This is a genomic window from Nostoc sp. UHCC 0870 (assembly GCF_022063185.1).
Taxonomy (GTDB): Bacteria; Cyanobacteriota; Cyanobacteriia; order Cyanobacteriales; family Nostocaceae; genus Trichormus.
In genome coordinates, this window is sequence record NZ_CP091913.1 from 584,532 (window position 1) to 604,735 (window position 20,204).

The following is a 20,204-nucleotide window of genomic DNA, read 5'->3' on the forward strand; positions in this document are numbered from 1 at the left end:
CTGACTAATGACTAATAGACTTAATGACTAATGACTAAGATGAAACGCCGCCAATTTCTGCAAACGTGTGGTTTAGCTACCTTAGCTAGCCAAATTCCCCAAATCGCCCATGCTCAACTATCTCCCCACACGATCATTAAACCGCCACGCCTGAAAGTCGGTGATACAGTGGGATTAGTTGCCCCGGCTGGGATATTCGAGCCTAAGTATATTGGAATATTACAGGAACATCTCAAACAATTAGGCTTAAAAACTAAGCAAGGCAAACATATCTTAGATCGTTATGGCTATTTAGCTGGGAAAGATAGCGATCGCGCCCAAGATTTAAATGATATGTTTGCTGATAATTCAGTTACAGCTATTATTCCTATCCGTGGCGGTTGGGGTTGTAGCCGCATTTTACCTTTACTTAACTACCCCTTGATTCGCTCCCATCCGAAAATTCTCATGGGATACAGCGATATCACTGCTTTATTGTTAGCAATTAATGCCCGTAGTGGGATTATGACTGTTCATGGGCCAGTCGCCACATCAACCTGGACTCCCTTTATGTTAGATTACCTCAAACCTATCCTCTTTGATGGCCAAACAGTCACCCTGCAAAATACCAACTCTCCTGAAGGGCAAGTACAAACCATCGCACCAGGAAAAGCTAGGGGTAAACTTGTCGGTGGTAACTTATCAGTCCTATCAGCAATGGTGGGTTCACCTTATCTACCTTCCTGGTATAAAAGTATTCTATTTGTAGAAGATATTAACGAAGATGTTTATCGCGTAGACCGAATGTTAACACAGTTAAAAAATGCTGGCATACTTAACCAAATTTCTGGCTTTATTTTTGGCAACTGTAATAACTGCAACCAGGGAGATGAACCCTCACTGACATTAATACAAGTGTTGCAAGACCATATCCTCCCTTTAGGAATCCCCGCTTGGTATGGAGCGATGATTGGTCATATTCGAGATAAATTTATCTTGCCCATTGGGCTGTCTGTAGAAATCGATGCCACACTGGGGACAATAAAATTATTAGAGGCGGCGGTTACTTGAAGGATCATTTGTCAAGTTAATATAAGCACCGGTTGCAATTCCAGCTATTGCGGTTAGTATAGTTTAGATCCTAGGAAATTACTTAAAATATATTTTTTGATCAAAAAATATTTGCTTCAGTTAGGAAACACTGGCAATCATCAGTTAGTCTGTTTTTCAGCAGAAGTAAATTATGGTTATTTAGTTCTATGACTATTGCAAATCGGTTTCAAAATTCCCAACAACACTCACTGAGTGACAGCATCACAGGAAACAAACCAAATAATCATCACGCTATCAACTTACTTATTGGCTTGTGTGCTGCTTTGCCTGTGAGTTTGGCTTTACCTGTAGCAGCTTTGCAAGTACAGGTGACTCCCGTGAAACCTCGCTTGGGAGATACGATATCTGTGTTGATCACCCCAGATAATCCAGATAGTGCCACCACCCCAGAAGTCTTAGTAGGAGAAAAAACTTATCCAGCTTATCAAATTGCACCCAATAAATACCGCACCTTTATTCCCACAACTCCCCTAGAAAAGCCTGGTGCTAGAACTGTCAAAATAGTTGGTGATAACAAGGTAAGAAATTTGGCTGTCTGGGTAAGTAATCGTAAGTTCCCCTTACAGCGTATTACTTTACCACCCGGAAAAGCTGGTGTTAGGGCTACCGAATACGAACTAAATCGAGCAGCCGCTTTAAAAGCGTTACAAACACCGCAAAAGTTTTGGAACGGGCCATTTCTCGCACCAAATAAAGGGCGACTCAGTACAGTTTATGGTGTACGTCGCTACTATAATGGTAAATTTGCAAATGATTACTACCATCGCGGCCTTGATTATGCTGGTGCGGCTGGTTCGCCTGTAACTGCCCCCGCAGCAGGTAAGGTTGCTTTAGTAGGCACGGTGTCTCAAGGATTTCGGGTGCATGGCAACATAGTTGGGGTTGACCACGGACAAGGAGTGGTCAGTATTTTTATGCACCTCAGCCGCATCAATGTCAAAGAAGGTGATATCGTCAAGGCTGGACAATTAATTGGTGCAGTTGGTTCTACAGGGGCTTCTACCGGACCCCATTTGCATTGGGGTTTGTATGTTAATGGGCAATCTATTGACCCAACATCTTGGCTAACTCAGACTAAACAATAGTAGAAGTGCAACTAATTACTTCTGCTGTTAATTTTGGTATATTTTTTGTCGATAATATAGGCAGAATAAGTTTGTTCAGTACCGTCCTTACCTTGCTTGGGTGGATTAAATTAAGATGAGCCTTATGAGTATTGAAAAAATTGTAGAACAAGCTCTCCAGGATGGTTATCTCACACCAGCAATGGAAGCAGAAGTTGGACGCATCTGTGATAACGCTTCGGAACTTTCAATCGAAGAGTATATGGCGTTAGATAAATTGATGGGGGCATTATTAACTGGTGAGGTAGTGGCAGTACCTCGCAAACAATTTATTAACGTCATGGAAGAATTGGTATTGAGTGAAGCGATCGCCCGCGTGGCAGAAATTGAAGCCACCAGCGAAAGTGCCATAGATGTGGGTGATATCGCCGCTTATGCCCTCAACCGTCTCCCACCCTTATACGCCACCACCGAAGAAGGTGCTAACTACCAGCGTCAACGCGCTAAAACTGAACTGCAAGAATTAATTTCTCAGCAAGTTCATGAGGCTATCAACCGTAACCTTGACCAACCTAACGATAATCGCACACCAGTTTTAGCTAAAACTACTGGTAACGAGGTATTGCGCCAAGTTAGTAGCTTACTACAAGTCTATGCACCTAGCTTTGAGCAAAAATCTTCAAAGTAAGTCAATAGTCAACCCCTTCGGGGAATTCAAAATTCAAAATTATTAATTCAAAATTAAAGACAATCAGTGGTGGGTACAAGCCCCCACTGATTGTAGACCACTGAATTTTATTCAGTGGGGGCTTGAACGAGCGAATTAATTAATTCAAAATTATTATTATTCTTCATTTTGAATTTTGAATTTTGAATTTTGAATTTAAAAAATGGTCAATCACGGACTACAACCTTAGTACCTAGACCTACCTGTTCGTAAAGCAAGCGGACATCAGAGTTACGCATCCTGAGACAACCATGAGAAATGGCTGTCCCTAGAAGATGAACATCTGGTGTACCGTGGAAGCCAATTTCATTGCGACCATCTGACCAAAACCCAATCCATCGTTCTCCCAAAGGACTATCAGAACCAGACGGGAAAACTTTGCCAGTGATGGGGTGTCGCCAGATGGGATCGTGTTGCTTATCGTTCACTTCAAACGTACCTGTAGGCGTTTCCCAACCCTTTTTCCCTACAGCAATTGGGTAACTGGCGATGACTAAATCTCCCTTATAAACATAAGTGCGGCGATCGCTTAAATCAACTACCACTTGCTTATTGATCTTGCCCCGTTGATTAGAAGACTTGTTCTGAGTGAAAATCTGAGAAAATATAGACCTCGGTTGCTCAGAAGAATTAGTATTTTGTTTGAGTTCTGGGGTTAATAATTGTGATTTTTTGGGTGTGTTAGTCGTTAAAGCTACATTTTGATTAACAGTATCTGAACTATTATAAGACTCCATAGCCGAGGACTTTGGTTGGGAAGCCCTCTGGTTGGTTTTATCCGGAGGTGTAGAAGCCCCGAACGCGGTTTTGCCTAAGCCTCCTGTATAAACATCTCCAGGACGGCTGACTGTGGTGGAGGCTGGCTTTTTAAACTGCCCTTGCGTTGTAGTAATGCGCCAATGGATAGCTACCGATAAGATAGCTGTACCAAAACTGATAAACATTACCATACGCGCTAGAGATTCATTTTTTACCATTGCCATCACTTCTTGTTTATCCCTGACATACTCAGCTTAAATAGTTGAAGTCCTTGATTATTCAATCATTAAGAATTTGTAAATTCTTATCTGTTAGCTCACGACTCTACTGATAACCTTGGGCAAACTAAGGAAATCAGGAAATTCCAACTAACAAACTTGTAAAGAAGCAGTTTGTTGCACTGGTGTTGCCAAAATATAGTGCTAAATTTGGAAATTATCTTGATTACTCTCCAAGAGTCGGAATAAATCATTAATGGTGTGGGTGGGAGAAAGACTATGTTTGAAAAACTATTATTAGCAGTCACAATTACATTTTCCCTCAATTTCTTTTTTCAAGTCCGCGTACCTCTTTACACGAATTCTGGTACTAGTGACCAACAACCTACAGAAACATCAGCAACAATTTTAGTAACAAGACCGGAAAAATAGTATTCTTTAAGGTCACATATTCATAAAATGAGTAATACTAAAGTTACACTGAGTCTGCAAATATCAAATCGGTAAAGTATTTACCCTGAATAATAGTCTAACATCATGGCAAAGACTAAACCTTTGCCATAGTATATCTGTCTCGATCACACTGTTCTTATAATCAAAAATAGATGCTCATAAGTGAAATTTCTGTCTGCCAGATGACTGAGTTTTTTAAATTTGATTGTCAATTATCCAGTTACCTAATTTGAATAATCGATGTTTGAGCAGATTGGATAAGTTTTAGTTATATATTTTTGACACATACGATACAGCGTTTGTCAAGATTGGATAGTCAGATGCTCTGATCTGCACAGACATTTGTCAGATTGCGGTAACTGACAAGATGCACCATAATAGTCCAGGCAATTGCTAACTGGGAAAAATGAGATTTTGCGTAACCAGAAATCCAGCCAAAATTCTATAACTCAGTGTTCCAGTCTCAAATCCGTCCCTTATTCAGGAACAAGCTACCAATTACCAAGTCTAATAGATAGGGATGATTTACAACCAGTACGATCTATGAGTCAATCGATTACTGTATCCTGGTCAACGGGTGATGCGGGGTATTCAGAAGCATCGGTGCAAGTTGACAAACTCTCTAACCACGATTTAATTTTGCGCTGTCAAGTCGGACTGCGCCCAGATCGTGCTGCGTTTGCAGAACTGTTGCGCCGTTATCAAACCCAAGTTGATAGGGTTTTATACCACCTAGCTCCAGATTGGGCAGACAGAGCTGACTTGGCTCAAGAAGTTTGGATTCGAGTGTATCGGAATATTAGCCGATTGCAAGAACCATCTAAGTTTAGGGGCTGGTTAAGCCGCATTGCGACCAATTTGTTTTATGACGAATTGCGGAAGCGGAAACGGGTTATGAGTCCCTTGTCCTTAGATGCTCCCCGTTCAGTAGATGACGGTGAAATGGATTGGGAAATTGCGGGAGATACTCCAGGGCCAGAGGAAGAACTGACAACGAGAGAATTTTACGAGCAATTGCGTGAGGCGATCGCGGATTTACCCGAAGTATTCCGTACTACAATTGTGCTGAGAGAAATCGAAGGGATGGCATATGAAGAAATTGCCGAAATCACTGGAGTTTCTCTAGGAACGGTGAAGTCGAGAATAGCCAGAGCGAGAACTCGATTGCAAACTCAATTGCAAAACTATCTTGATGCCTAATTTACAGTATCTTCACTCTGCTCTATGGCAGAATTTAAGCATTGATTAAGAATTGTGAGGAATGTGGCTCGTGCTTCTGCCATCAGGAGAAAAATTTAATTATCCTCTTAGGTTTGCCCACTCCTTTTACCCGTGGATGAATTGGTAATAATGTTAGTATGACTACTGATTCTCAGTTTAATGATCGTTGTCGGTGGCAAATTCCAAGAGATTTACCAAATGAGATGGCAAAGCATACCAATGAAGCAACGGGTGCTATGGATATGGTGAAGCGCGATCGCTTTGAATTATTGAGTGCGTATCTAGATGGTGAGGTGACAGCAGCAGAACGTCGGCAAGTAGAAGATTGGTTAGCCAATGATGCCTCAGTTCAACGCCTGTACACCCGACTACTGAAGCTAAGGCAAGCCATGCGGACAATGCCAGTGCCAACTGCCCAAACCACCCCAGAAACGGCAGCCAACCAAGTATTTGAGCGGATTAACCGTCGTTCTAGAATCAAGTGGGCATTTGGTGGTGCGGCGATCGCTGCTTGTATGATTGGTGCATTATCTAGCTGGCTGCCAAATCGAGAATCTGGCATACTGCAACTAGCACAACAACAAGTACAGCCTATCCAGGCTGCCCCTAAGTCAGAACCATTGCCAATGATCGCCTTGAACAACCCAGTTATGGAAATTCCCAAGGCGGCAACATCTTCTCCAGAAAAGTTGATCAATCAACCACCATCGGGACTACGAGAAGTTATCCCAAACATCAACTAATTTCCACGTTTGTAGTCAGCACTTAAGTGCTGATTTTGAGGACTAAAGTCCCCACTACAAACACTTAGTTCCAGCTATCCTGGAGTGTCAAACTAACCACTCCACCAACCATTAAGTAGCAGAGTAAATATCCGTGGACTAGTTCTTTTCCTATAGTCATAGCTGGGTAGCCCATCGGCAAAGCAAACAGTTGCCCCAGGATAGTGCATCTTTGGGTATCTACTACCAACCCAGCACAATATTTTTGATGATTTTTATTTTTTGCTACCGACGATCATTGGTGACAAGTTAAGGAAAAGGGAAAATTGTCAAGGGTGGTATTTGTAGTGGTCAAAAGCATGGGAAACTCAGTCTAGACAAGTAATTGAGCGATTGAGTCCAGTCATGACCACCAGCAAAAAAACCAATAGAGACCACGCCAAAAAGAAACACAGACCAATGGTGGAAGACGAAGTAATTGCAGAGCAACTGGAAAAATTATTGACCCCAGCGATTACAAATCAAGAAAATTACTACCGAAAACTAGGACTCAGAGAACGGATACTGAATTTACCATTGATGATGGCTGCGGTACTAACCTTGTTATGGCGAGACATAGCCGGAGTCAGAGAACTGACAAGAATGTTAGCTAGAGACGGTTTTCTGTGGTGTAATCCTACAAAAGTTAGTCAACAAGCTGTATCACAGAGATTTTTGACATTTCCATCAGAATTATTTGAAAAAGTATTTAAAGATTTACTGCCTAGTTTAAGAACAGCTTGGCATAGTAGAAATAAACGACCGTTGCCAGAAAGTATTCAGTTTACATTATCAAAATTCGAGAAAATTTGGATAGTAGACGGGTCAACACTGGAGGCATTGTTTAGAAAATTACAAAGCTTAGAGTCGGCTCAAAGAGGGCAATTAGCAGGAAAAATGAGTACAGTCATTGATTTAATGACCAGATTACCTGTAGAAATTTGGTTTGAAGAAAATCCCAAGGCATCTGACACTAAATCGGAAGAAAATATCCTAAATTTAGTTACAACAAGAACTTTACTCTTATTAGATAGAGGTTTTTATCACTTTAAGTTTTGGCATCAGTTAATCGAGAAAAAAGTTGACTTTATTACGAGAATAAAAAAAGGAGCAGCAATCAAGATAGAACAGGTATTTACAGATAGCTATGGACTCAGGGACAGAAAGATACGTCTGGGTTCTGGCACAAATAAGACCCCATTTATTACCTTACGGTTAATTGAAGTGCGTTCTGGAAAAACATGGCATTCTTATTTAACAAGCGTTCTAGATCCTAATGTTTTACCCCCTTATGTTGTAGCCGATTTATATCGACGACGTTGGCGCATTGAAGATGCTTTTAATACTGTCAAAAGACTCTTAGGGCTAAGTTATTTATGGACGGGTTCAATTAATGGGATTAAGTTGCAGATTTGGGCAACTTGGTTATTTTATGCGGTTTTAGTAGATTTAGGTGATGCTGTAGCTGACGAACTTTCTCTGCCTTTTGATGAGATTTCATTAGAAATGATTTATCGTGGTCTTTATCATTTTACGATGGCTCATCAAAAAGGTAAGGCAACAGACCCTGTTAAGTATTTTGCTGACCCTCAAAATCGAGATTTAGGGATTATCAAACAGAAGCGAAAACCAAACATTAAGTTAATTGTCGCTCCTTTCCCTGATCTTCAACGAGGGTCTGACCAGTTTTTCTTCAACAATTCTCTCAAAGCCTCTTGACAAAAGATTTACAGCCTTAACTTGTCACCAATGACCGACGATCGCTTTTCACAATGAAATACTACCCGTCATCACAGTTTCTCCAGTTGGTTGGGGAATTTTTTTCAACGGCTCAACGGTGATCAAAGCCTGAGAAGAAACTGTCATATCATCATCTAAAGGCATTTGCATAAACACTTTTCCTTCAGAGTCAGGGTTAAATTCTCCACAATATACTTTTTTATTAGATAACACCATTATTTAAAGCCTAAATCTTGACATATTATCAAAAATATGCTAATTTAATCTGTTGAAAATACATTCTTGCCAGTCTTGAACTTAATATTGATACGAACCTAACGCCAAAAAGGATTTACCTAACTCAAAATTTTGTTACCCAAACAATTAAACCGGGTAGCACTATGAGAGCAAAGGAGCTTTTAAGCGTGGTAAAAGCAGATACATAGCAATTATTGAGTTCTGAAAAGATATGGTAAGTCAAGATTGGTTAGTGACAGAAGAAGGCAAGTGTGAAGCTTGGGAAGAATTGGCAGATGACCTAGAATTATCTACAGGAAAATATCGGCTCTATCGGTTTTTAACGGATCTAGAAGATATTCTGCATAAATTTCAGAGCGATCGCGATCGCCTCCAAGCAATTTGTCCCCTAGTACGGCGATTATTGACCAGTTCAGAATGGTTGCAAGGTGAATATCTTGAACCCGACTCACAAACAGGTTGGTCGGTACTTACTAGACATCTCCAAAATAGTATTATTCTGTGATAAAAGAACATTAAAGCGTTATTTTGACACAGAAGCATGAGCAATATACTGAATTACATTGAAGAGAATCCTAAACAAACCCAAAGGTTAATAGGTCTGGAATATGAACAGTTACAACAATTAATCATAAATGGGGAAAGATTATATCATGAAAAAAAAGCTTTACTGGAATCTAAGAAAGTGAGAATTATTGCTGGTGGAGGAGGTCGGAAACCAAAATTATCTATTTCTGAACAAATCATTTTAACTTTAGTGTATCTCCGACATCTGACAACCTTTCAACTTCTAGGTATTCAGTTTGAAGTAAGTGAGTCTACAGCCAACGATACGTTTAACTATTGGTTGCCTAACTTGCGAGAATTACTGCCATCAAGTTTGCTTGAACAAGTAAAAAAAAACGCTTCTGACTATGAAGTAGTAAAAGAAATGCTCACAGAATATGAATTAATAGTAGATAGCTATGAACAAGTCAGAGAAAGACCTAGAGACAATGATGAACAAAAGAAATATTTTTCAGGTAAGAAGAGTAATCATACATTTAAAACTCAAATGATTATTTTACCTGATGCTAGTGATATCGTTGATGTTGTGGCAGGTGAACCTGGTCCAAAAAGCGATATAACTTTGTTCCGAGAATATCGTTCAGAGTTTGATGCCAAACAAAGATTTAAAGGAGATAAGGCATATCTTGGAGAAGATTTAATTACAACTCCAATTAAGAAACCAAGAAATCAAGAACTAACAACTGAACAGAAAGAACAGAACAAAATATTTTCATCTAAACGAATCTTTGTTGAACATCGAATACGGTCAGTCAAAATCTTTCGAGTTGTCCAAGAGAGATTTAGGTTAAATACCCGCAAATATAAGCAAGTAATTTTGACGATTTGTGGGCTAGTAAGGTTACGGATTCGAGGGCTAATATTACCATTAGAAATATCAGCTATATCATCAGGTTAAAATTATCGCATATAACTAGATATTTTTGCCTAATTATCAACAGCAAATATCTCAAAGTCTTATTTCATCGTACAGAATAGCTAATTTAAGATGATTGCATTTAGTGGCTACAGCCTAGCCAAACAAAGGCTTTGACTGTTTTCGGAGATGTCTACTCTATATGATGAGCCAGATTTTCCCTTGACGGTGCAGACAGTCGCATGGTTGCCAGGAAGAGTATCACCAATTCATAATCATGCTACCTGGGGAGTTGTCGCACTGATTAGTGGAGAAGAAAAAAATACACTGTGGAGACGAACTGATAATAACGGTGGTATTGAAAAAGTTGGCGAAATTATTTTAACTCCAGGAGATATTATTAGTTTGATGCCAGATGCAATCCATCATGTTGAAGCACTTGGTGAAGAACCGACAATTAGCTTCAATGTGTATGGCGAAACAAACTATGAACAGCGATTTGAATTTGATCCAGTTTCTGGTGCTGCAAAGAACTTTTGATGTACTTTCAGGAGTATCAACGTTTTCTAGAATGACTTATATAGTCAGAAACCCCAGCCCTAAAGGGCGGGGCTTGAAAAAGCCCATCTGACCAGCCTAAGTCTTAACTGACTACGTTAGTGGCAAGAGTTTAAGACCTACCAGAGGATGCGTAGCTAGTCCCCTGCACTAGAACCAAATTGTTAAACATCTGTACAAGGGTTAAGGAAGTGCAATTTGGATAGTACCGACCACTAACATTGGCGAAGCTAAAATTACCCGAAAGGAGGCACTTTATGTGCAAAGTTTTTGTAATTGATACTAACCGCATACCACTAAAACCAATACATTCAGCACAAGCAAGACAATTATTAAGAAGCAAAAAAGCAGCCATTTATCGCCGCTTTCCATTCACGATTATTCTTAAAGAATCTTGTCCAGATTCTCCAGTAGCACTACTGCGATTAAAGCTAGACCCTGGTGCTAAAACCACAGGTATAGCATTAGTTAACGATGCAACTGGCGTTCGCGGAGCGTCTCCCTTCGGAGAAGTTGTTTTTGCTGCTGAATTAAAGCATAGAGGTTTTGCTATTAGAGACGCTTTGATTTCCAGAAGGCAATTAAGACGTGGCAAAAGAAATCGAAAAAACCCGTTACAGAAAGCCAAGATTTCTGAATAGAACGAGACCAGAAGGATGGTTAGCACCAAGCCTGATGAGTCGGGTTCACAATGTTGAAACATGGGTAAACAGATTGCGTAAATTTGCACCAATTACAGCGATTAGTACCGAATTAGTCAAGTTTGATATGCAATTAATGCGTAATCCTGAAATCGAAGGTAAGGAATATCAGCAAGGGACATTAGCTGGATATGAAACCAGAGAATATCTACTTGAAAAGTGGAATCGGCAATGCGCCTATTGTGGTGTCAAAGATGTGCCTTTACAGATTGAACACATTCACCCACGTTCTAAAGGTGGGTCTAATTCAATCACAAACCTTACATTAAGTTGCGAAAAATGCAACATCAAAAAAGGGATTAAGGATATTAAGGATTTCCTCAAAAAAGACCCTACTAAGTTACAGAAAATCTTGGCACAAGCTAAGAAACCGTTGGCTGATGCAGCAGCAGTTAATGCTACTAGATACAAGCTTTTGGAGGTTTTAAAATCAACAGGGTTGCCCGTTGAATGTGGCTCTGGGGGTTTAACAAAGTTCAACAGAACTAGGCAGCAATTAATCAAGACTCATTGGATTGATGCTGCTTGTGTTGGCAAATCAACACCAACATTAAATATCAAAGGTATCAAACCATTGTTGATTACATCTAATGGTCACGGTAATCGCCAAATGTGCGGGACTGATAAATTCGGTTTTCCGAGTCGTCACCGCACAAATAAACAAATCCATTTTGGTTTTCAAACTGGAGACATTATTAAAGCGGTTGTTACCAGTGGCAAAAAAGTTGGCGAATATGTTGGACGTGTTTTGTGTCGTGCCACAGGTAGTTTTGATATCGCTTCCAAGACCGGAAGAATTTCAGGAATTAGCCATAAATATTGTTCAGCGATTCATAAAAAGGATGGATATAGTTATGCTTTTTGAAGCAATAGACATCTCCGAAAAAGAATCTCAAACCCTTATGCTGTCTAGAGTAAAACCTCATTTCTGGAGATGTCTATTCTTGACGGCGAATAAATTCGCCTGCGCCTAACCCCCATACATGAATGCAGGGGCTTCCACGGCGCGAGGACTTTGGTGAGAGAAATCCGTTGACAAGTAGTATTTTTTGCTTCTATCTTTGACGAAAACAGGGAAGACTTCTCCTTCAGCCGCTTCTCTTCGGAACAATACTTCAAAATTAGGCGTTGCATAAATGTGGGATGAAATCATAAAATTTGACTTTTACATCTCCTACCTTTTGCGCCTTTGCGACTTTGCGTGAGACAAAATCATCCCATTAATCAGCAACGCCCAAAATTAGTTTTGGAAAATTCTGATGTCTGCGGTGGGCTACGCTAACGCGGTCAGCCGCAGAAACATCTACAGACTTTCCGCAAAATTCACGCGTTGAAGACTTAGCGAATCCATTTTAGTTTTAGCTTCGTATCAACATTATGAATTGACAAAATTGTGTACTTAGTTAAAATTTATTCCCCTAATTACTAAGCGATCGCTCTGCGCCATATCCACAACTTCTAGCATTTTGAAGAAGGAAAGAACTATGATATAGACTTGAAAAATTTTTCATATCAATAGCCATTCAAACCATACCAAGGATGAATGATGAACTCTAAAAATGTATCGTCTCCAGACTTTTGCGCCCGTCAACTCAAAGTTTTAGCAGATACAACACGTCTATCTGTTCTGAAAATTCTCATGGAAAGTCCTAAGCACGTAGGGGAACTGAATTCTGTTTTAAAGCTAGAGCAGAGTTTATTGTCCCACCATTTAAAAATATTGCGGGAGGCAGGTTTTGTGGAGGCGACACGAGATGGTAAGGCGGTACTTTACCATTTTGTACCGACGATTCGACAAGTCAATACTGGTAAGGCAATTGATTTAGGCTGTTGTCGCCTCTGTTTTGAATAGAATGAAACGACTCAAAACCATAGCATTTATTACTGTCGCTTTCACAATTGGCTTAGGGTTACAAGCTTGTACCCAACCATCCCCAACACCAACTCAACCAACCAATAAATTACAAGGAAAGTTAGTTTTAACAGGCTCTAGTACAGTTGCACCATTAGCAGCAGAAATTGGTAAGCGATTTGAATCAGCGCATCCTGATGTGCGAGTAGATGTGCAAACAGGCGGTTCATCTCGCGGAATTGCCGATGCACGTACAGGCGTTGCTAATATTGGGATGGCATCTCGTAGCCTCAAAGATGAAGAAAAAGATTTACAAGCTTTTTCTATTGCCCGTGACGGAATTGGCATAATTCTACACAAAGATAATCCAGTCAAATCCCTCTCAAATCAACAAGCTGTTGATATTTATACGGGTAAGATTAACAACTGGCAACAAGTTAACGGTAGCAATGCACCGATTACAGTTGTGAATAAAGCTGAGGGACGTTCTACCCTGGAATTATTTCTTGGCTACTTCCAACTCAAAAATAGCGATATTAAAGCATCGGTGGTGATCGGGGACAATCAGCAAGGAATTAAGACAGTAGCAGGTAATCCTAACGCCATTGGTTATGTATCAATTGGTACGGCTGAATTTAGCATCAATAACGGCGTGACCATTAAATTATTGCCCCTGAATGGAATTACCGCCACTACAGAGAATGTCCAGAATGGGACGTTTCCCCTGTCCCGTCCTCTAAATTTGGTGACTAAAACCCAGCCTCAAGGCTTAGATCAAGCATTTATCGAGTTTGCACAATCACCACAAGTTCATGACATTGTTAAAAAACAAGATTTTGTCCCCATATCAAAGTGATATGGTTCTCCTGTGGATATTACGGGGATTATCTCTAATTACAGGTATTATTGTTATCTTAATCACCACATTCTTATTACTCGAAGCGTTGCCCATACTGCGACAAGAAGGATGGTGGCGTTTTGTCAGCGATCGCTCTTGGCATCCGGTGCAAGGACTCTATAATTTGCTGCCCATGCTGTGGGGTAGTCTGTTGGTGACATTCGGTTCTGTAGTTTTGGCTGCACCTTTGGGCATTGGTTCGGCAATCTTTTGTCAGTATTATGCACCTCCTGTAGTTGGGGGATTATATCGGCAGTTAATTAATTTACTGGCTGGTATTCCTTCTGTAGTTTACGGGTTCTGGGGTTTAGTTGTTCTTGTACCACTGATTGGCAAACTGCATCCACCAGGAACAAGTTTGTTAGCGGGAATCGCCATTTTGACATTAATGATTCTGCCCACCATCGCTTTAACAGCAGAAGCCAGTTTTTCTGAAGTCCCCAACGAGTATTTACAAGGTGCAGCCGCCTTGGGAATTTCTCGCTGGGCAACAATTAGAAGCGTTGTTTTACCTGCGGCGAAATCTGGTTTATTTACTGGTTTGATTTTAGGAACGGGACGGGCGATTGGGGAAACAATGGCAGTGTTGATGGTTTGTGGCAATGTAGTCCAAACACCCACAAGCATATTTGACCCCGTTCGCACACTGACAGCCAATATCGCTTTAGAGATGGCTTACGCTACAGGAAATCACCGTTCAGCATTGTTTGTAAGTGGTTTGTTATTAATGGGAGCGATCGCCATTTTAGTTGTCGTTGCCGAAGGTGTGAGTAGGAAAAACATCTATGGCTAAAAAATTACCTACCCTGATCATGTGGGCGATCGCTTTATTTGTCACTGCTGTTTTCTGCTGGATTTTAGGCGATATCCTCTGGCACGGTGTCGGGCAGCTATCTTGGGAATTCCTCACAACTGCACCGCGAAATGCTGGCCGTGAGGGGGGAATTGCCCCAATTCTGATTTCTACTTGTCTGATTTTGGGGGTTTGTATGGCGGTTTCTCTCCCCCTTGGCGTTGGTACTGCCATACTGTTAGCCGAGTTTACCACCACTGAAAGTCTGTTTGGGCGTTTAGTCCGGCGCAGTTTAGATGTATTGGCAGGAGTACCATCGATTGTTTTTGGCTTGTTTGGCAACGCCTTTTTCGCAATTAAGTTGGGATTGGGCTTTTCAATTTTGTCTGGTGGGTTGACTTTAGCTTGTATGGTGTTGCCGATTCTCATACGTTCTACAGAAGCAGGACTGCAAGCTGTTCCCAGTGAGTATCGCTTAGGGGCAGCAGCTTTGGGATTATCACGCACCACTACATTAGGGAAACTGCTCTTACCAGCAGCGACACCGGGGTTAGTTGTCGGTTTAGTGCTGGGAATTGGGAGAGCTATCGCCGAAACAGCCGCACTGATTTTTACCAGTGGCTATGTAGATCGGATGCCAGAGTCATTACTAGATTCCGGGCGATCGTTATCGGTGCATATTTTTGATTTATCAATGAATGTGGCTGGCGGAGATGCTAACGCCTACGCCTCTGCTTTAGTGCTGTTGATTTTATTGTTGCTGGTGAATGGTATAGCAACATGGACAGCTAAGTTTTGGTTAGCAGGAAGAATTACACCATGAAGCAATCTCAACTCAGACAAAATTCTCGGTTATCTCTGCCCTCAATGCAAACCGAACGACTGAGTTTATACTATGGGAAAAAAGCTGCTTTTACAGATGTCACCATGCCCATTCACGCCGGGAAGATTACTGCATTGGTGGGGCCTTCTGGTTGTGGTAAAACCAGTTTTTTGAGTTGTCTCAATCGCTTGACTGATTTAATCCCTCATACCAAAGTAACGGGAAGCATTCGCTTAGATGCTTTAGAAATTCTTAATGAACGAATAGATTTAATTACCCTCCGTCGGCGTGTGGGTACAATCTTCCAAAAACCCAATCCTTTCCCCTTCTCCATTTGGAAGAATCTGGCATTTCCCCTACAAGAACACGGAATCAAAAACCGTGAAAAACTCGACTGGCTGATTGAAACCACGCTGCAAGATGTTGGACTGTGGAACGAAGTTAAAGATAGACTAAATACTCCTGCCTTATCTCTGTCTGGCGGACAAAAGCAGCGATTATGTATTGCCCGTGCTTTGGTTTTGCAACCAGAAGTTTTATTATTTGATGAACCCTGTAGCGCGCTCGATCCGATTTCTAGTGGCGTAGTTGAGGATTTAATTGCCAGTCTGCGGGGACGTTACACAGTGGTAATTGTCACCCACAACCTCGCTCAAGCTAGACGCATTGGTGATTACGCTGCTTTGTTTTGGGTACAAGCAGAAGTAGGAAGATTAATTGAGTATGGTACAGTCGAGCAGATTTTTACCGCACCACAGCATGATTTGACTGCTGCTTATGTAAATGGTATTCGGGGATAGTAAATCTTTTTTGGTTTCAGCTTCGTATCAACTTAAGAAGTTTTAAGTAAATGCTAAAACTCACAAAAAATGTAATATTTATAACTGAAATTCAAGTATTTCAATTTTTGTTTGAGATAAAACTGCTGCCAAATTAGCTGCGTTCAATCCAGAAGAAATACTGATTACAGATTCAACTTGGCATTATAACGGTGGTGGCTGTTGTTAGTTATTCTTCTTTAATCCAGTTCTTAATGAGGTGAATAATATTAAAAAAGTGCTTACCAGCACTCAACCAAGTCAAAAGTTAGAAGTGATTTTTGTAGATGGCGGTTTTGTTTAAATCTGGGAACTTTGCATGACTACAGTTCCAGTAGGACGAGAGACATTGGGGTTGGTCTCCAGTGTGACAATTAACCCAGAAAATTGTGGGTGAGAAAATTCTTGGTACATTTGAGGAGTGAATGGTAATTCAAGGGAAGCATTTCCCCAAGAATAGGGCTTGACTTCACCACAGGGTAACTTCTCATTTTTCACTATTGTCCATAAGAAGTAGACATGACCAGGAGGTGGAGCGGGAAGATTTTGGAACACCATTACCGCCTTTTGTTGTTCAGGATTGATTACTATACTTCCTGAACTGTTATTGGTAGAGCTGACTGATTCAAAGGTAAACAATCGTGTTTGGGAATTCTGGAGTAGGTTTTTAACAGCTTGGGCTTGGGCAAAATCCTGGTGTAAACGCTGGTTTTCTGCTGTGACAATACTTAGATTTTGTCGTAGCCGATAGTAATCAACCCCCAAAAGTACCACAAATAGTGCAGCAACACTACCAGCAATTCTTCTCCATCGTAGTGGCATTTGCTTAACTACAGTAGCCTGTGTAGTTGAGTTTTCAGCTTGTTGGAGAATTTTGGGGAGTAAATGGGCTGGTGCTTCTACCTCAGTAAAGCCATCTAGCACTTGTCGCAGAACTTCCTGCAAATCATCAACTTCGGCAATCAGTTCTGGATGTTCATCAAGTAATAGCCGAAATTCTTGGGCTTCTTCAGGGGTGAGATCATCGACGACAAACCCCGCAGCTAAGTTTTTGATATGTTCGGGATCAAAAGATTTATTCATAGATTGACAAATCAGAATCTAGTAAGATGCGCTTGAGTTTTAGTAATCCTTGGCGGGTGCAGGTTTTGACTGTGCCTAGAGGGATATCAATTTTTTGAGCAATTTCTGACTGACTTAATCCTTGGTTATATGCTAGTTCGATTACTTGGCGTTGTTTTTCGGGTAGTTGGGCTAAAGCGTCGTGAATGCGCCCCGATCGCTCGGCAAAACTTGCCTGTTCAACAGGTGTTGGCTCTGGTGCGGCTTCATTTGTCATTGTGTGTCCCCACTTTTCCACAAGTTTGAGTTGTCTAGTGCGAGCGCGTAGCTTATCAATCGCCCGCGATCGCGTGACTGTCACCAAATAGCGCACAAAAAAGCGACAATCAGGATTACTAGATGCTTTGCGCCACAGTGTGAGAAAAATTTCCTGGGTTAAATCTTCAGCTTCTTGGGAGTCAGCCAAAATTTTCAGAGCTAATCCATAAACTAAGCGACCATGACGATTAAATAAAACACTTAATGCCGCCGAATCGCCATTTTTGAGTGCCACAAATAAAGCTTCATCCGTAGCAGATGAAAGGTTTATGGAATTTGACTGGGAAAGTTTATGCTCCATACTGTGTCAAAAACAGGTTTAAATATTTACCGGAGCAAGTTATCGTTCTGCTTTGTGCCATCACCTCTCTCCCAGATTAAAACCAGCAACTCTTTTCTTTGGACAATGCTATCTATTTTTATGACGACTGGCAAAGCAAATTGGATTTGGATGTTTGATGTAGATGTCTGAGAAAAATATTGAACAACTAAGCTCCTTCGCCAAGCATTGCAGGCACATCAATTTCCTTAATACAAGTTGCCCGTGACAATGAGAGAATACAATCAATAATACACAGAAGATCGCATAAAGGAATTGCCTCACCACCTAATAGATTATTCGCTGCAAGATCAGCTAGGACTTCGGGCGTACCTACATTGCCTGGATTAATCACCGTCACACCGATTTGTTGCGATCGCAATTCTTCCCGCAATGAATGAACTACACCCCGTAAACCAAACTTAGAGGCACTATTAGCAACTTCTCGCCCTGAGAAATTATCCCGACCTGACAGTGAACCCATAAAGATGATTTTGGGGTTATCTGATCGCCGCAGAGCAGGTAACAAGGCTTTAACCAATCGAATTGGAGCGACTAGGTTCACCCCAATTACTTTAGTAATGTCTGCATCGGAGCAATCTTCAAAGCTATACTGGCTGGTAAACGCATGAGTTTCCCAAGTTCCTCCCATGTATAATAGCGCATCTAAACGATCACATCCGATTGCTTTTGCCACTGTTTCTACACCTACTAAATCAGACAAGTCTGCCTGAATCCATGTACCAATCAGTGTCGCAGTTCGAGAAACTGTTAGCAAGCGATCGCACTTGGATGCTAGATGTTCAGCAACCGCAAGCCCGATACCACGGCTCGCGCCAGCCACAAGAATCGTTTTGAATGACATATATGTTCTCCTGTTTATACCAACTCAAATAGTCACTACAAACTTTCAATATTTAAAGAGTCATTTTAAATCCAATCTTGATCATCAGTCGTCTTAGTAAACAGATGCGTCACAATTGACCACTCCAGTACCCATCTCAGGTCAGCATTGTGGCAGCATATTGCAAATTAAACAGTTTTAGCTTAAGAATAGGAAGAATTTTATGCACAAACGCGCGAACTTCTTGCTCAAAATTTGTTTGAGCAGCCTGGTTTTTACTGCATCAATATTAGCAACAACCGCAGCCAGTATTTCTGCAACTGAAGTGCAATCATCAATTACTAAGTCTGCACATAAAAATGCCTGTGCAGGTAAAAATCCCTGTGCAGCTAAAGCTAATTCTGTAGGCGGGCCGTTAGCTAAAGAACTTCAAGGAAAACCAGTTGTAGTAGATGTATTTGCGACTTGGTGCGCTGGCTGTAAGAATATTGCTCCTACTCTGTCGCAATTGAAACAGCAATATTCTGGTAAGGTTAATTTCGTGGTTTTGGATGTCACTGATAGAGCCAAGCTCAAACAGACCGAAGCAATGGCGCAAAGATTAGGTTTGGGTAAATTCCTAGCAGCTAATAAGAGTAAAACCAGTACAGTTGCGATCGTTGATCCTGCTACTGGTGACATTTTAGCCCTGTACCAAAATAATTCTAATAAGGCTGACTACACCAAGATCCTCGAAACTGCTTTGGCGAAAAAGTAGTTAGATTTTGGCTTTGTCTCTATCTTGAGGGGCAAAGCTAGCTTTTTTATAGTTGCATTAAATCCAATTTTGATGCCTCAGTCGTCTTATAAACAGATGCACCACAATTTACAGTTCCCATTCCTAATATTAGGGAAACCATCGGAAAACACACGCCCAGGCAGATTGTGAATGCACACACCATTAAACCGTGAGGAGAACAACCAATGTACAAATATAACAAATTTTTTCTTAGTCTACTGTGTTTGAGTGGACTGGTTTTGACGGTATCATGCAGCCCACCGAAATCAGATAATATTGCTCAAAATCAAGCTTCATCAACTGCAAAGGTTGCTCAAACAGATCCTTGTGCTGGTAAAAACCCCTGTGCAGCTAAAGATGCTGCTAAATTAACCTCTGTAGGAAACCCTCTAGCTCAAGAACTTCAAGGTAAACCTGTATTGGTAGATGTGTTTGCTACTTGGTGTGCTGGCTGCAAGAATATTGCTCCTACCCTGTCCCAATTGAAACAGGAATATTCTGGTAAGGTCAACTTTGTGGTTTTGGATGTAACAGATAAAGCCAAACTCCAAGAGACACAAGCGCAAGCAGAAAAATTGGGCTTGGGGAAATTTCTGGAAGCTAATAAGAGTCAAACAAGTACCGTAGCGATCGTTGATCCGGCTACTGGCAACATTTTAACAATCTTCAAAAATAATCCTAACAAGGCTGACTACACCAAAATACTCGACTCTGCTTTGGCGAATATTTAGTCTGCATCTCTTCA

General features: G+C 41.0%; 22 protein-coding genes and 2 pseudogenes. 18 read left to right on the forward strand and 6 right to left on the reverse strand.

From position 1 onward, the window contains the following. Positions 1-39: 39 nt before the first annotated feature. The 3 genes from L6494_RS02515 (at position 40) to L6494_RS02525 (ending at position 2,844) form a co-directional block, all read left to right on the forward strand. Complete coding sequence (locus L6494_RS02515; protein WP_442947003.1) at positions 40-1,050, forward strand: S66 peptidase family protein; 1,011 nt, start codon at positions 40-42, stop codon at positions 1,048-1,050. Between the two features lie 188 nt (positions 1,051-1,238). Continuing rightward, entirely contained in the window at positions 1,239-2,177 is a 939-nt protein-coding gene (locus L6494_RS02520; RefSeq protein ID WP_237991299.1) for a M23 family metallopeptidase, read from the forward strand. Positions 2,178-2,301: 124 nt separating this feature from the next. After that, positions 2,302-2,844, forward strand: coding sequence for a late competence development ComFB family protein (locus L6494_RS02525; RefSeq protein ID WP_237991300.1), 543 nt, complete (start codon positions 2,302-2,304; stop codon positions 2,842-2,844). Positions 2,845-3,050: 206 nt separating this feature from the next. Here the strand turns inward: L6494_RS02525 and L6494_RS02530 are convergent, their stop codons facing one another. Further along, positions 3,051-3,866, reverse strand: a complete 816-nt coding sequence (locus tag L6494_RS02530) for a L,D-transpeptidase (protein ID WP_237991301.1) — start codon at positions 3,864-3,866, stop codon at positions 3,051-3,053. A gap of 273 nt (positions 3,867-4,139) precedes the next feature. Between L6494_RS02530 and L6494_RS02535 the strand changes: the two genes are divergently transcribed. The 4 genes from L6494_RS02535 to L6494_RS02550 all read left to right on the forward strand — a co-directional run bounded on the left by L6494_RS02535 (position 4,140) and on the right by L6494_RS02550 (position 8,014). Then, a complete protein-coding gene (locus tag L6494_RS02535) occupies positions 4,140-4,292 on the forward strand; it encodes a hypothetical protein (protein WP_237991302.1) in 153 nt (50 codons plus the stop codon). Between the two features lie 564 nt (positions 4,293-4,856). Further along, positions 4,857-5,513: a sigma-70 family RNA polymerase sigma factor gene (locus L6494_RS02540; protein WP_237991303.1), complete on the forward strand. Its 657-nt coding sequence runs from the start codon at positions 4,857-4,859 to the stop codon at positions 5,511-5,513. Between the two features lie 158 nt (positions 5,514-5,671). Continuing rightward, positions 5,672-6,277 carry an anti-sigma factor family protein gene (locus L6494_RS02545; RefSeq protein WP_237991304.1) on the forward strand — a complete coding sequence of 202 codons (606 nt, stop codon included), beginning with the start codon at positions 5,672-5,674 and terminating at the stop codon, positions 6,275-6,277. A 438-nt stretch (positions 6,278-6,715) separates the two neighbouring features. Beyond that, positions 6,716-8,014, forward strand: a complete 1,299-nt coding sequence (locus L6494_RS02550) for an IS4 family transposase (protein ID WP_237995764.1) — start codon at positions 6,716-6,718, stop codon at positions 8,012-8,014. Positions 8,015-8,062: 48 nt separating this feature from the next. On the opposite strand, the gene L6494_RS02555 is transcribed toward L6494_RS02550, so the two are convergent. Then, positions 8,063-8,251 carry an anti-sigma factor gene (locus tag L6494_RS02555; RefSeq protein ID WP_237991305.1) on the reverse strand — a complete coding sequence of 63 codons (189 nt, stop codon included), beginning with the start codon at positions 8,249-8,251 and terminating at the stop codon, positions 8,063-8,065. Positions 8,252-8,483: 232 nt separating this feature from the next. Here L6494_RS02555 and L6494_RS02560 point away from each other — a divergent pair, with 232 nt between their 5' ends. The 4 genes and pseudogenes from L6494_RS02560 to iscB all read left to right on the forward strand — a co-directional run bounded on the left by L6494_RS02560 (position 8,484) and on the right by iscB (position 11,819). Then, positions 8,484-8,777: a hypothetical protein gene (locus tag L6494_RS02560; RefSeq protein ID WP_237991306.1), complete on the forward strand. Its 294-nt coding sequence runs from the start codon at positions 8,484-8,486 to the stop codon at positions 8,775-8,777. A 36-nt stretch (positions 8,778-8,813) separates the two neighbouring features. Further along, positions 8,814-9,737, forward strand: coding sequence for a transposase (locus L6494_RS02565; protein ID WP_237988802.1), 924 nt, complete (start codon positions 8,814-8,816; stop codon positions 9,735-9,737). A gap of 153 nt (positions 9,738-9,890) precedes the next feature. Beyond that, positions 9,891-10,235 (forward strand): annotated as a pseudogene (locus L6494_RS02570) (cupin); the annotation flags it as partial. 275 nt (positions 10,236-10,510) lie between these two features. Continuing rightward, positions 10,511-11,819, forward strand: a pseudogene (iscB, locus tag L6494_RS02575) (RNA-guided endonuclease IscB). A gap of 105 nt (positions 11,820-11,924) precedes the next feature. Here iscB and L6494_RS02580 read toward each other — a convergent pair. Then, positions 11,925-12,107: a hypothetical protein gene (locus L6494_RS02580; protein ID WP_237991307.1), complete on the reverse strand. Its 183-nt coding sequence runs from the start codon at positions 12,105-12,107 to the stop codon at positions 11,925-11,927. Positions 12,108-12,497: 390 nt separating this feature from the next. Here L6494_RS02580 and L6494_RS02585 point away from each other — a divergent pair, with 390 nt between their 5' ends. From L6494_RS02585 to L6494_RS02605, 5 genes are read left to right on the forward strand one after another with little or no spacing between them, the layout of a single operon-like run. Continuing rightward, entirely contained in the window at positions 12,498-12,806 is a 309-nt protein-coding gene (locus tag L6494_RS02585; protein ID WP_237991308.1) for an ArsR/SmtB family transcription factor, read from the forward strand. Between the two features lies 1 nt (position 12,807). Continuing rightward, a complete protein-coding gene (locus L6494_RS02590; protein ID WP_237991309.1) occupies positions 12,808-13,662 on the forward strand; it encodes a phosphate ABC transporter substrate-binding protein in 855 nt (284 codons plus the stop codon). After that, positions 13,619-14,497: a phosphate ABC transporter permease subunit PstC gene (gene pstC / locus L6494_RS02595; protein ID WP_237991310.1), complete on the forward strand. Its 879-nt coding sequence runs from the start codon at positions 13,619-13,621 to the stop codon at positions 14,495-14,497. The genes L6494_RS02590 and pstC overlap by 44 nt, the downstream gene beginning before the upstream one ends. Continuing rightward, entirely contained in the window at positions 14,490-15,320 is an 831-nt protein-coding gene (gene pstA / locus L6494_RS02600; protein ID WP_237991311.1) for a phosphate ABC transporter permease PstA, read from the forward strand. Before pstC ends, pstA begins: the two co-directional genes overlap by 8 nt. Further along, positions 15,317-16,120, forward strand: coding sequence for a phosphate ABC transporter ATP-binding protein (locus L6494_RS02605; RefSeq protein WP_237991312.1), 804 nt, complete (start codon positions 15,317-15,319; stop codon positions 16,118-16,120). Before pstA ends, L6494_RS02605 begins: the two co-directional genes overlap by 4 nt. 318 nt (positions 16,121-16,438) lie before the next feature. Here the strand turns inward: L6494_RS02605 and L6494_RS02610 are convergent, their stop codons facing one another. The 3 genes from L6494_RS02610 to L6494_RS02620 all read right to left on the reverse strand — a co-directional run bounded on the left by L6494_RS02610 (position 16,439) and on the right by L6494_RS02620 (position 18,702). After that, on the reverse strand, positions 16,439-17,221 hold the full coding sequence (locus L6494_RS02610) for an anti-sigma factor (RefSeq protein ID WP_237991313.1): 783 nt from the start codon (positions 17,219-17,221) through the stop codon (positions 16,439-16,441). Then, positions 17,214-17,819 carry a sigma-70 family RNA polymerase sigma factor gene (locus L6494_RS02615; protein ID WP_237991314.1) on the reverse strand — a complete coding sequence of 202 codons (606 nt, stop codon included), beginning with the start codon at positions 17,817-17,819 and terminating at the stop codon, positions 17,214-17,216. The genes L6494_RS02610 and L6494_RS02615 overlap by 8 nt, the downstream gene beginning before the upstream one ends. A gap of 187 nt (positions 17,820-18,006) precedes the next feature. After that, positions 18,007-18,702: an SDR family NAD(P)-dependent oxidoreductase gene (locus L6494_RS02620; RefSeq protein ID WP_237991315.1), complete on the reverse strand. Its 696-nt coding sequence runs from the start codon at positions 18,700-18,702 to the stop codon at positions 18,007-18,009. A gap of 202 nt (positions 18,703-18,904) precedes the next feature. Between L6494_RS02620 and L6494_RS02625 the strand changes: the two genes are divergently transcribed. Both L6494_RS02625 and L6494_RS02630 read left to right on the forward strand, forming a co-directional pair. After that, positions 18,905-19,438 carry a TlpA family protein disulfide reductase gene (locus L6494_RS02625; protein WP_237991316.1) on the forward strand — a complete coding sequence of 178 codons (534 nt, stop codon included), beginning with the start codon at positions 18,905-18,907 and terminating at the stop codon, positions 19,436-19,438. A gap of 206 nt (positions 19,439-19,644) precedes the next feature. After that, positions 19,645-20,190 carry a TlpA family protein disulfide reductase gene (locus tag L6494_RS02630; protein ID WP_237991317.1) on the forward strand — a complete coding sequence of 182 codons (546 nt, stop codon included), beginning with the start codon at positions 19,645-19,647 and terminating at the stop codon, positions 20,188-20,190. The last annotated feature ends 14 nt before the right edge of the window (positions 20,191-20,204 follow it).

What these genes read in the sequence shown, in the direction of transcription:
- L6494_RS02515 (WP_442947003.1), top strand. Translation starts at nt 40, where the DNA reads ATGAAACGCCGCCAATTTCTGCAAACGTGTGGTTTAGCTACCTTAGCT.
- L6494_RS02520 (WP_237991299.1), top strand. Translation starts at nt 1,239, where the DNA reads ATGACTATTGCAAATCGGTTTCAAAATTCCCAACAACACTCACTGAGT.
- L6494_RS02525 (WP_237991300.1), top strand. Translation starts at nt 2,302, where the DNA reads ATGAGTATTGAAAAAATTGTAGAACAAGCTCTCCAGGATGGTTATCTC.
- L6494_RS02530 (WP_237991301.1), bottom strand. Translation starts at nt 3,866, where the DNA reads ATGGCAATGGTAAAAAATGAATCTCTAGCGCGTATGGTAATGTTTATC.
- L6494_RS02535 (WP_237991302.1), top strand. Translation starts at nt 4,140, where the DNA reads ATGTTTGAAAAACTATTATTAGCAGTCACAATTACATTTTCCCTCAAT.
- L6494_RS02540 (WP_237991303.1), top strand. Translation starts at nt 4,857, where the DNA reads ATGAGTCAATCGATTACTGTATCCTGGTCAACGGGTGATGCGGGGTAT.
- L6494_RS02545 (WP_237991304.1), top strand. Translation starts at nt 5,672, where the DNA reads ATGACTACTGATTCTCAGTTTAATGATCGTTGTCGGTGGCAAATTCCA.
- L6494_RS02550 (WP_237995764.1), top strand. Translation starts at nt 6,716, where the DNA reads ATGGTGGAAGACGAAGTAATTGCAGAGCAACTGGAAAAATTATTGACC.
- L6494_RS02555 (WP_237991305.1), bottom strand. Translation starts at nt 8,251, where the DNA reads ATGGTGTTATCTAATAAAAAAGTATATTGTGGAGAATTTAACCCTGAC.
- L6494_RS02560 (WP_237991306.1), top strand. Translation starts at nt 8,484, where the DNA reads ATGGTAAGTCAAGATTGGTTAGTGACAGAAGAAGGCAAGTGTGAAGCT.
- L6494_RS02565 (WP_237988802.1), top strand. Translation starts at nt 8,814, where the DNA reads ATGAGCAATATACTGAATTACATTGAAGAGAATCCTAAACAAACCCAA.
- L6494_RS02580 (WP_237991307.1), bottom strand. Translation starts at nt 12,107, where the DNA reads ATGATTTCATCCCACATTTATGCAACGCCTAATTTTGAAGTATTGTTC.
- L6494_RS02585 (WP_237991308.1), top strand. Translation starts at nt 12,498, where the DNA reads ATGATGAACTCTAAAAATGTATCGTCTCCAGACTTTTGCGCCCGTCAA.
- L6494_RS02590 (WP_237991309.1), top strand. Translation starts at nt 12,808, where the DNA reads ATGAAACGACTCAAAACCATAGCATTTATTACTGTCGCTTTCACAATT.
- pstC (WP_237991310.1), top strand. Translation starts at nt 13,619, where the DNA reads ATGACATTGTTAAAAAACAAGATTTTGTCCCCATATCAAAGTGATATG.
- pstA (WP_237991311.1), top strand. Translation starts at nt 14,490, where the DNA reads ATGGCTAAAAAATTACCTACCCTGATCATGTGGGCGATCGCTTTATTT.
- L6494_RS02605 (WP_237991312.1), top strand. Translation starts at nt 15,317, where the DNA reads ATGAAGCAATCTCAACTCAGACAAAATTCTCGGTTATCTCTGCCCTCA.
- L6494_RS02610 (WP_237991313.1), bottom strand. Translation starts at nt 17,221, where the DNA reads ATGAATAAATCTTTTGATCCCGAACATATCAAAAACTTAGCTGCGGGG.
- L6494_RS02615 (WP_237991314.1), bottom strand. Translation starts at nt 17,819, where the DNA reads ATGGAGCATAAACTTTCCCAGTCAAATTCCATAAACCTTTCATCTGCT.
- L6494_RS02620 (WP_237991315.1), bottom strand. Translation starts at nt 18,702, where the DNA reads ATGTCATTCAAAACGATTCTTGTGGCTGGCGCGAGCCGTGGTATCGGG.
- L6494_RS02625 (WP_237991316.1), top strand. Translation starts at nt 18,905, where the DNA reads ATGCACAAACGCGCGAACTTCTTGCTCAAAATTTGTTTGAGCAGCCTG.
- L6494_RS02630 (WP_237991317.1), top strand. Translation starts at nt 19,645, where the DNA reads ATGTACAAATATAACAAATTTTTTCTTAGTCTACTGTGTTTGAGTGGA.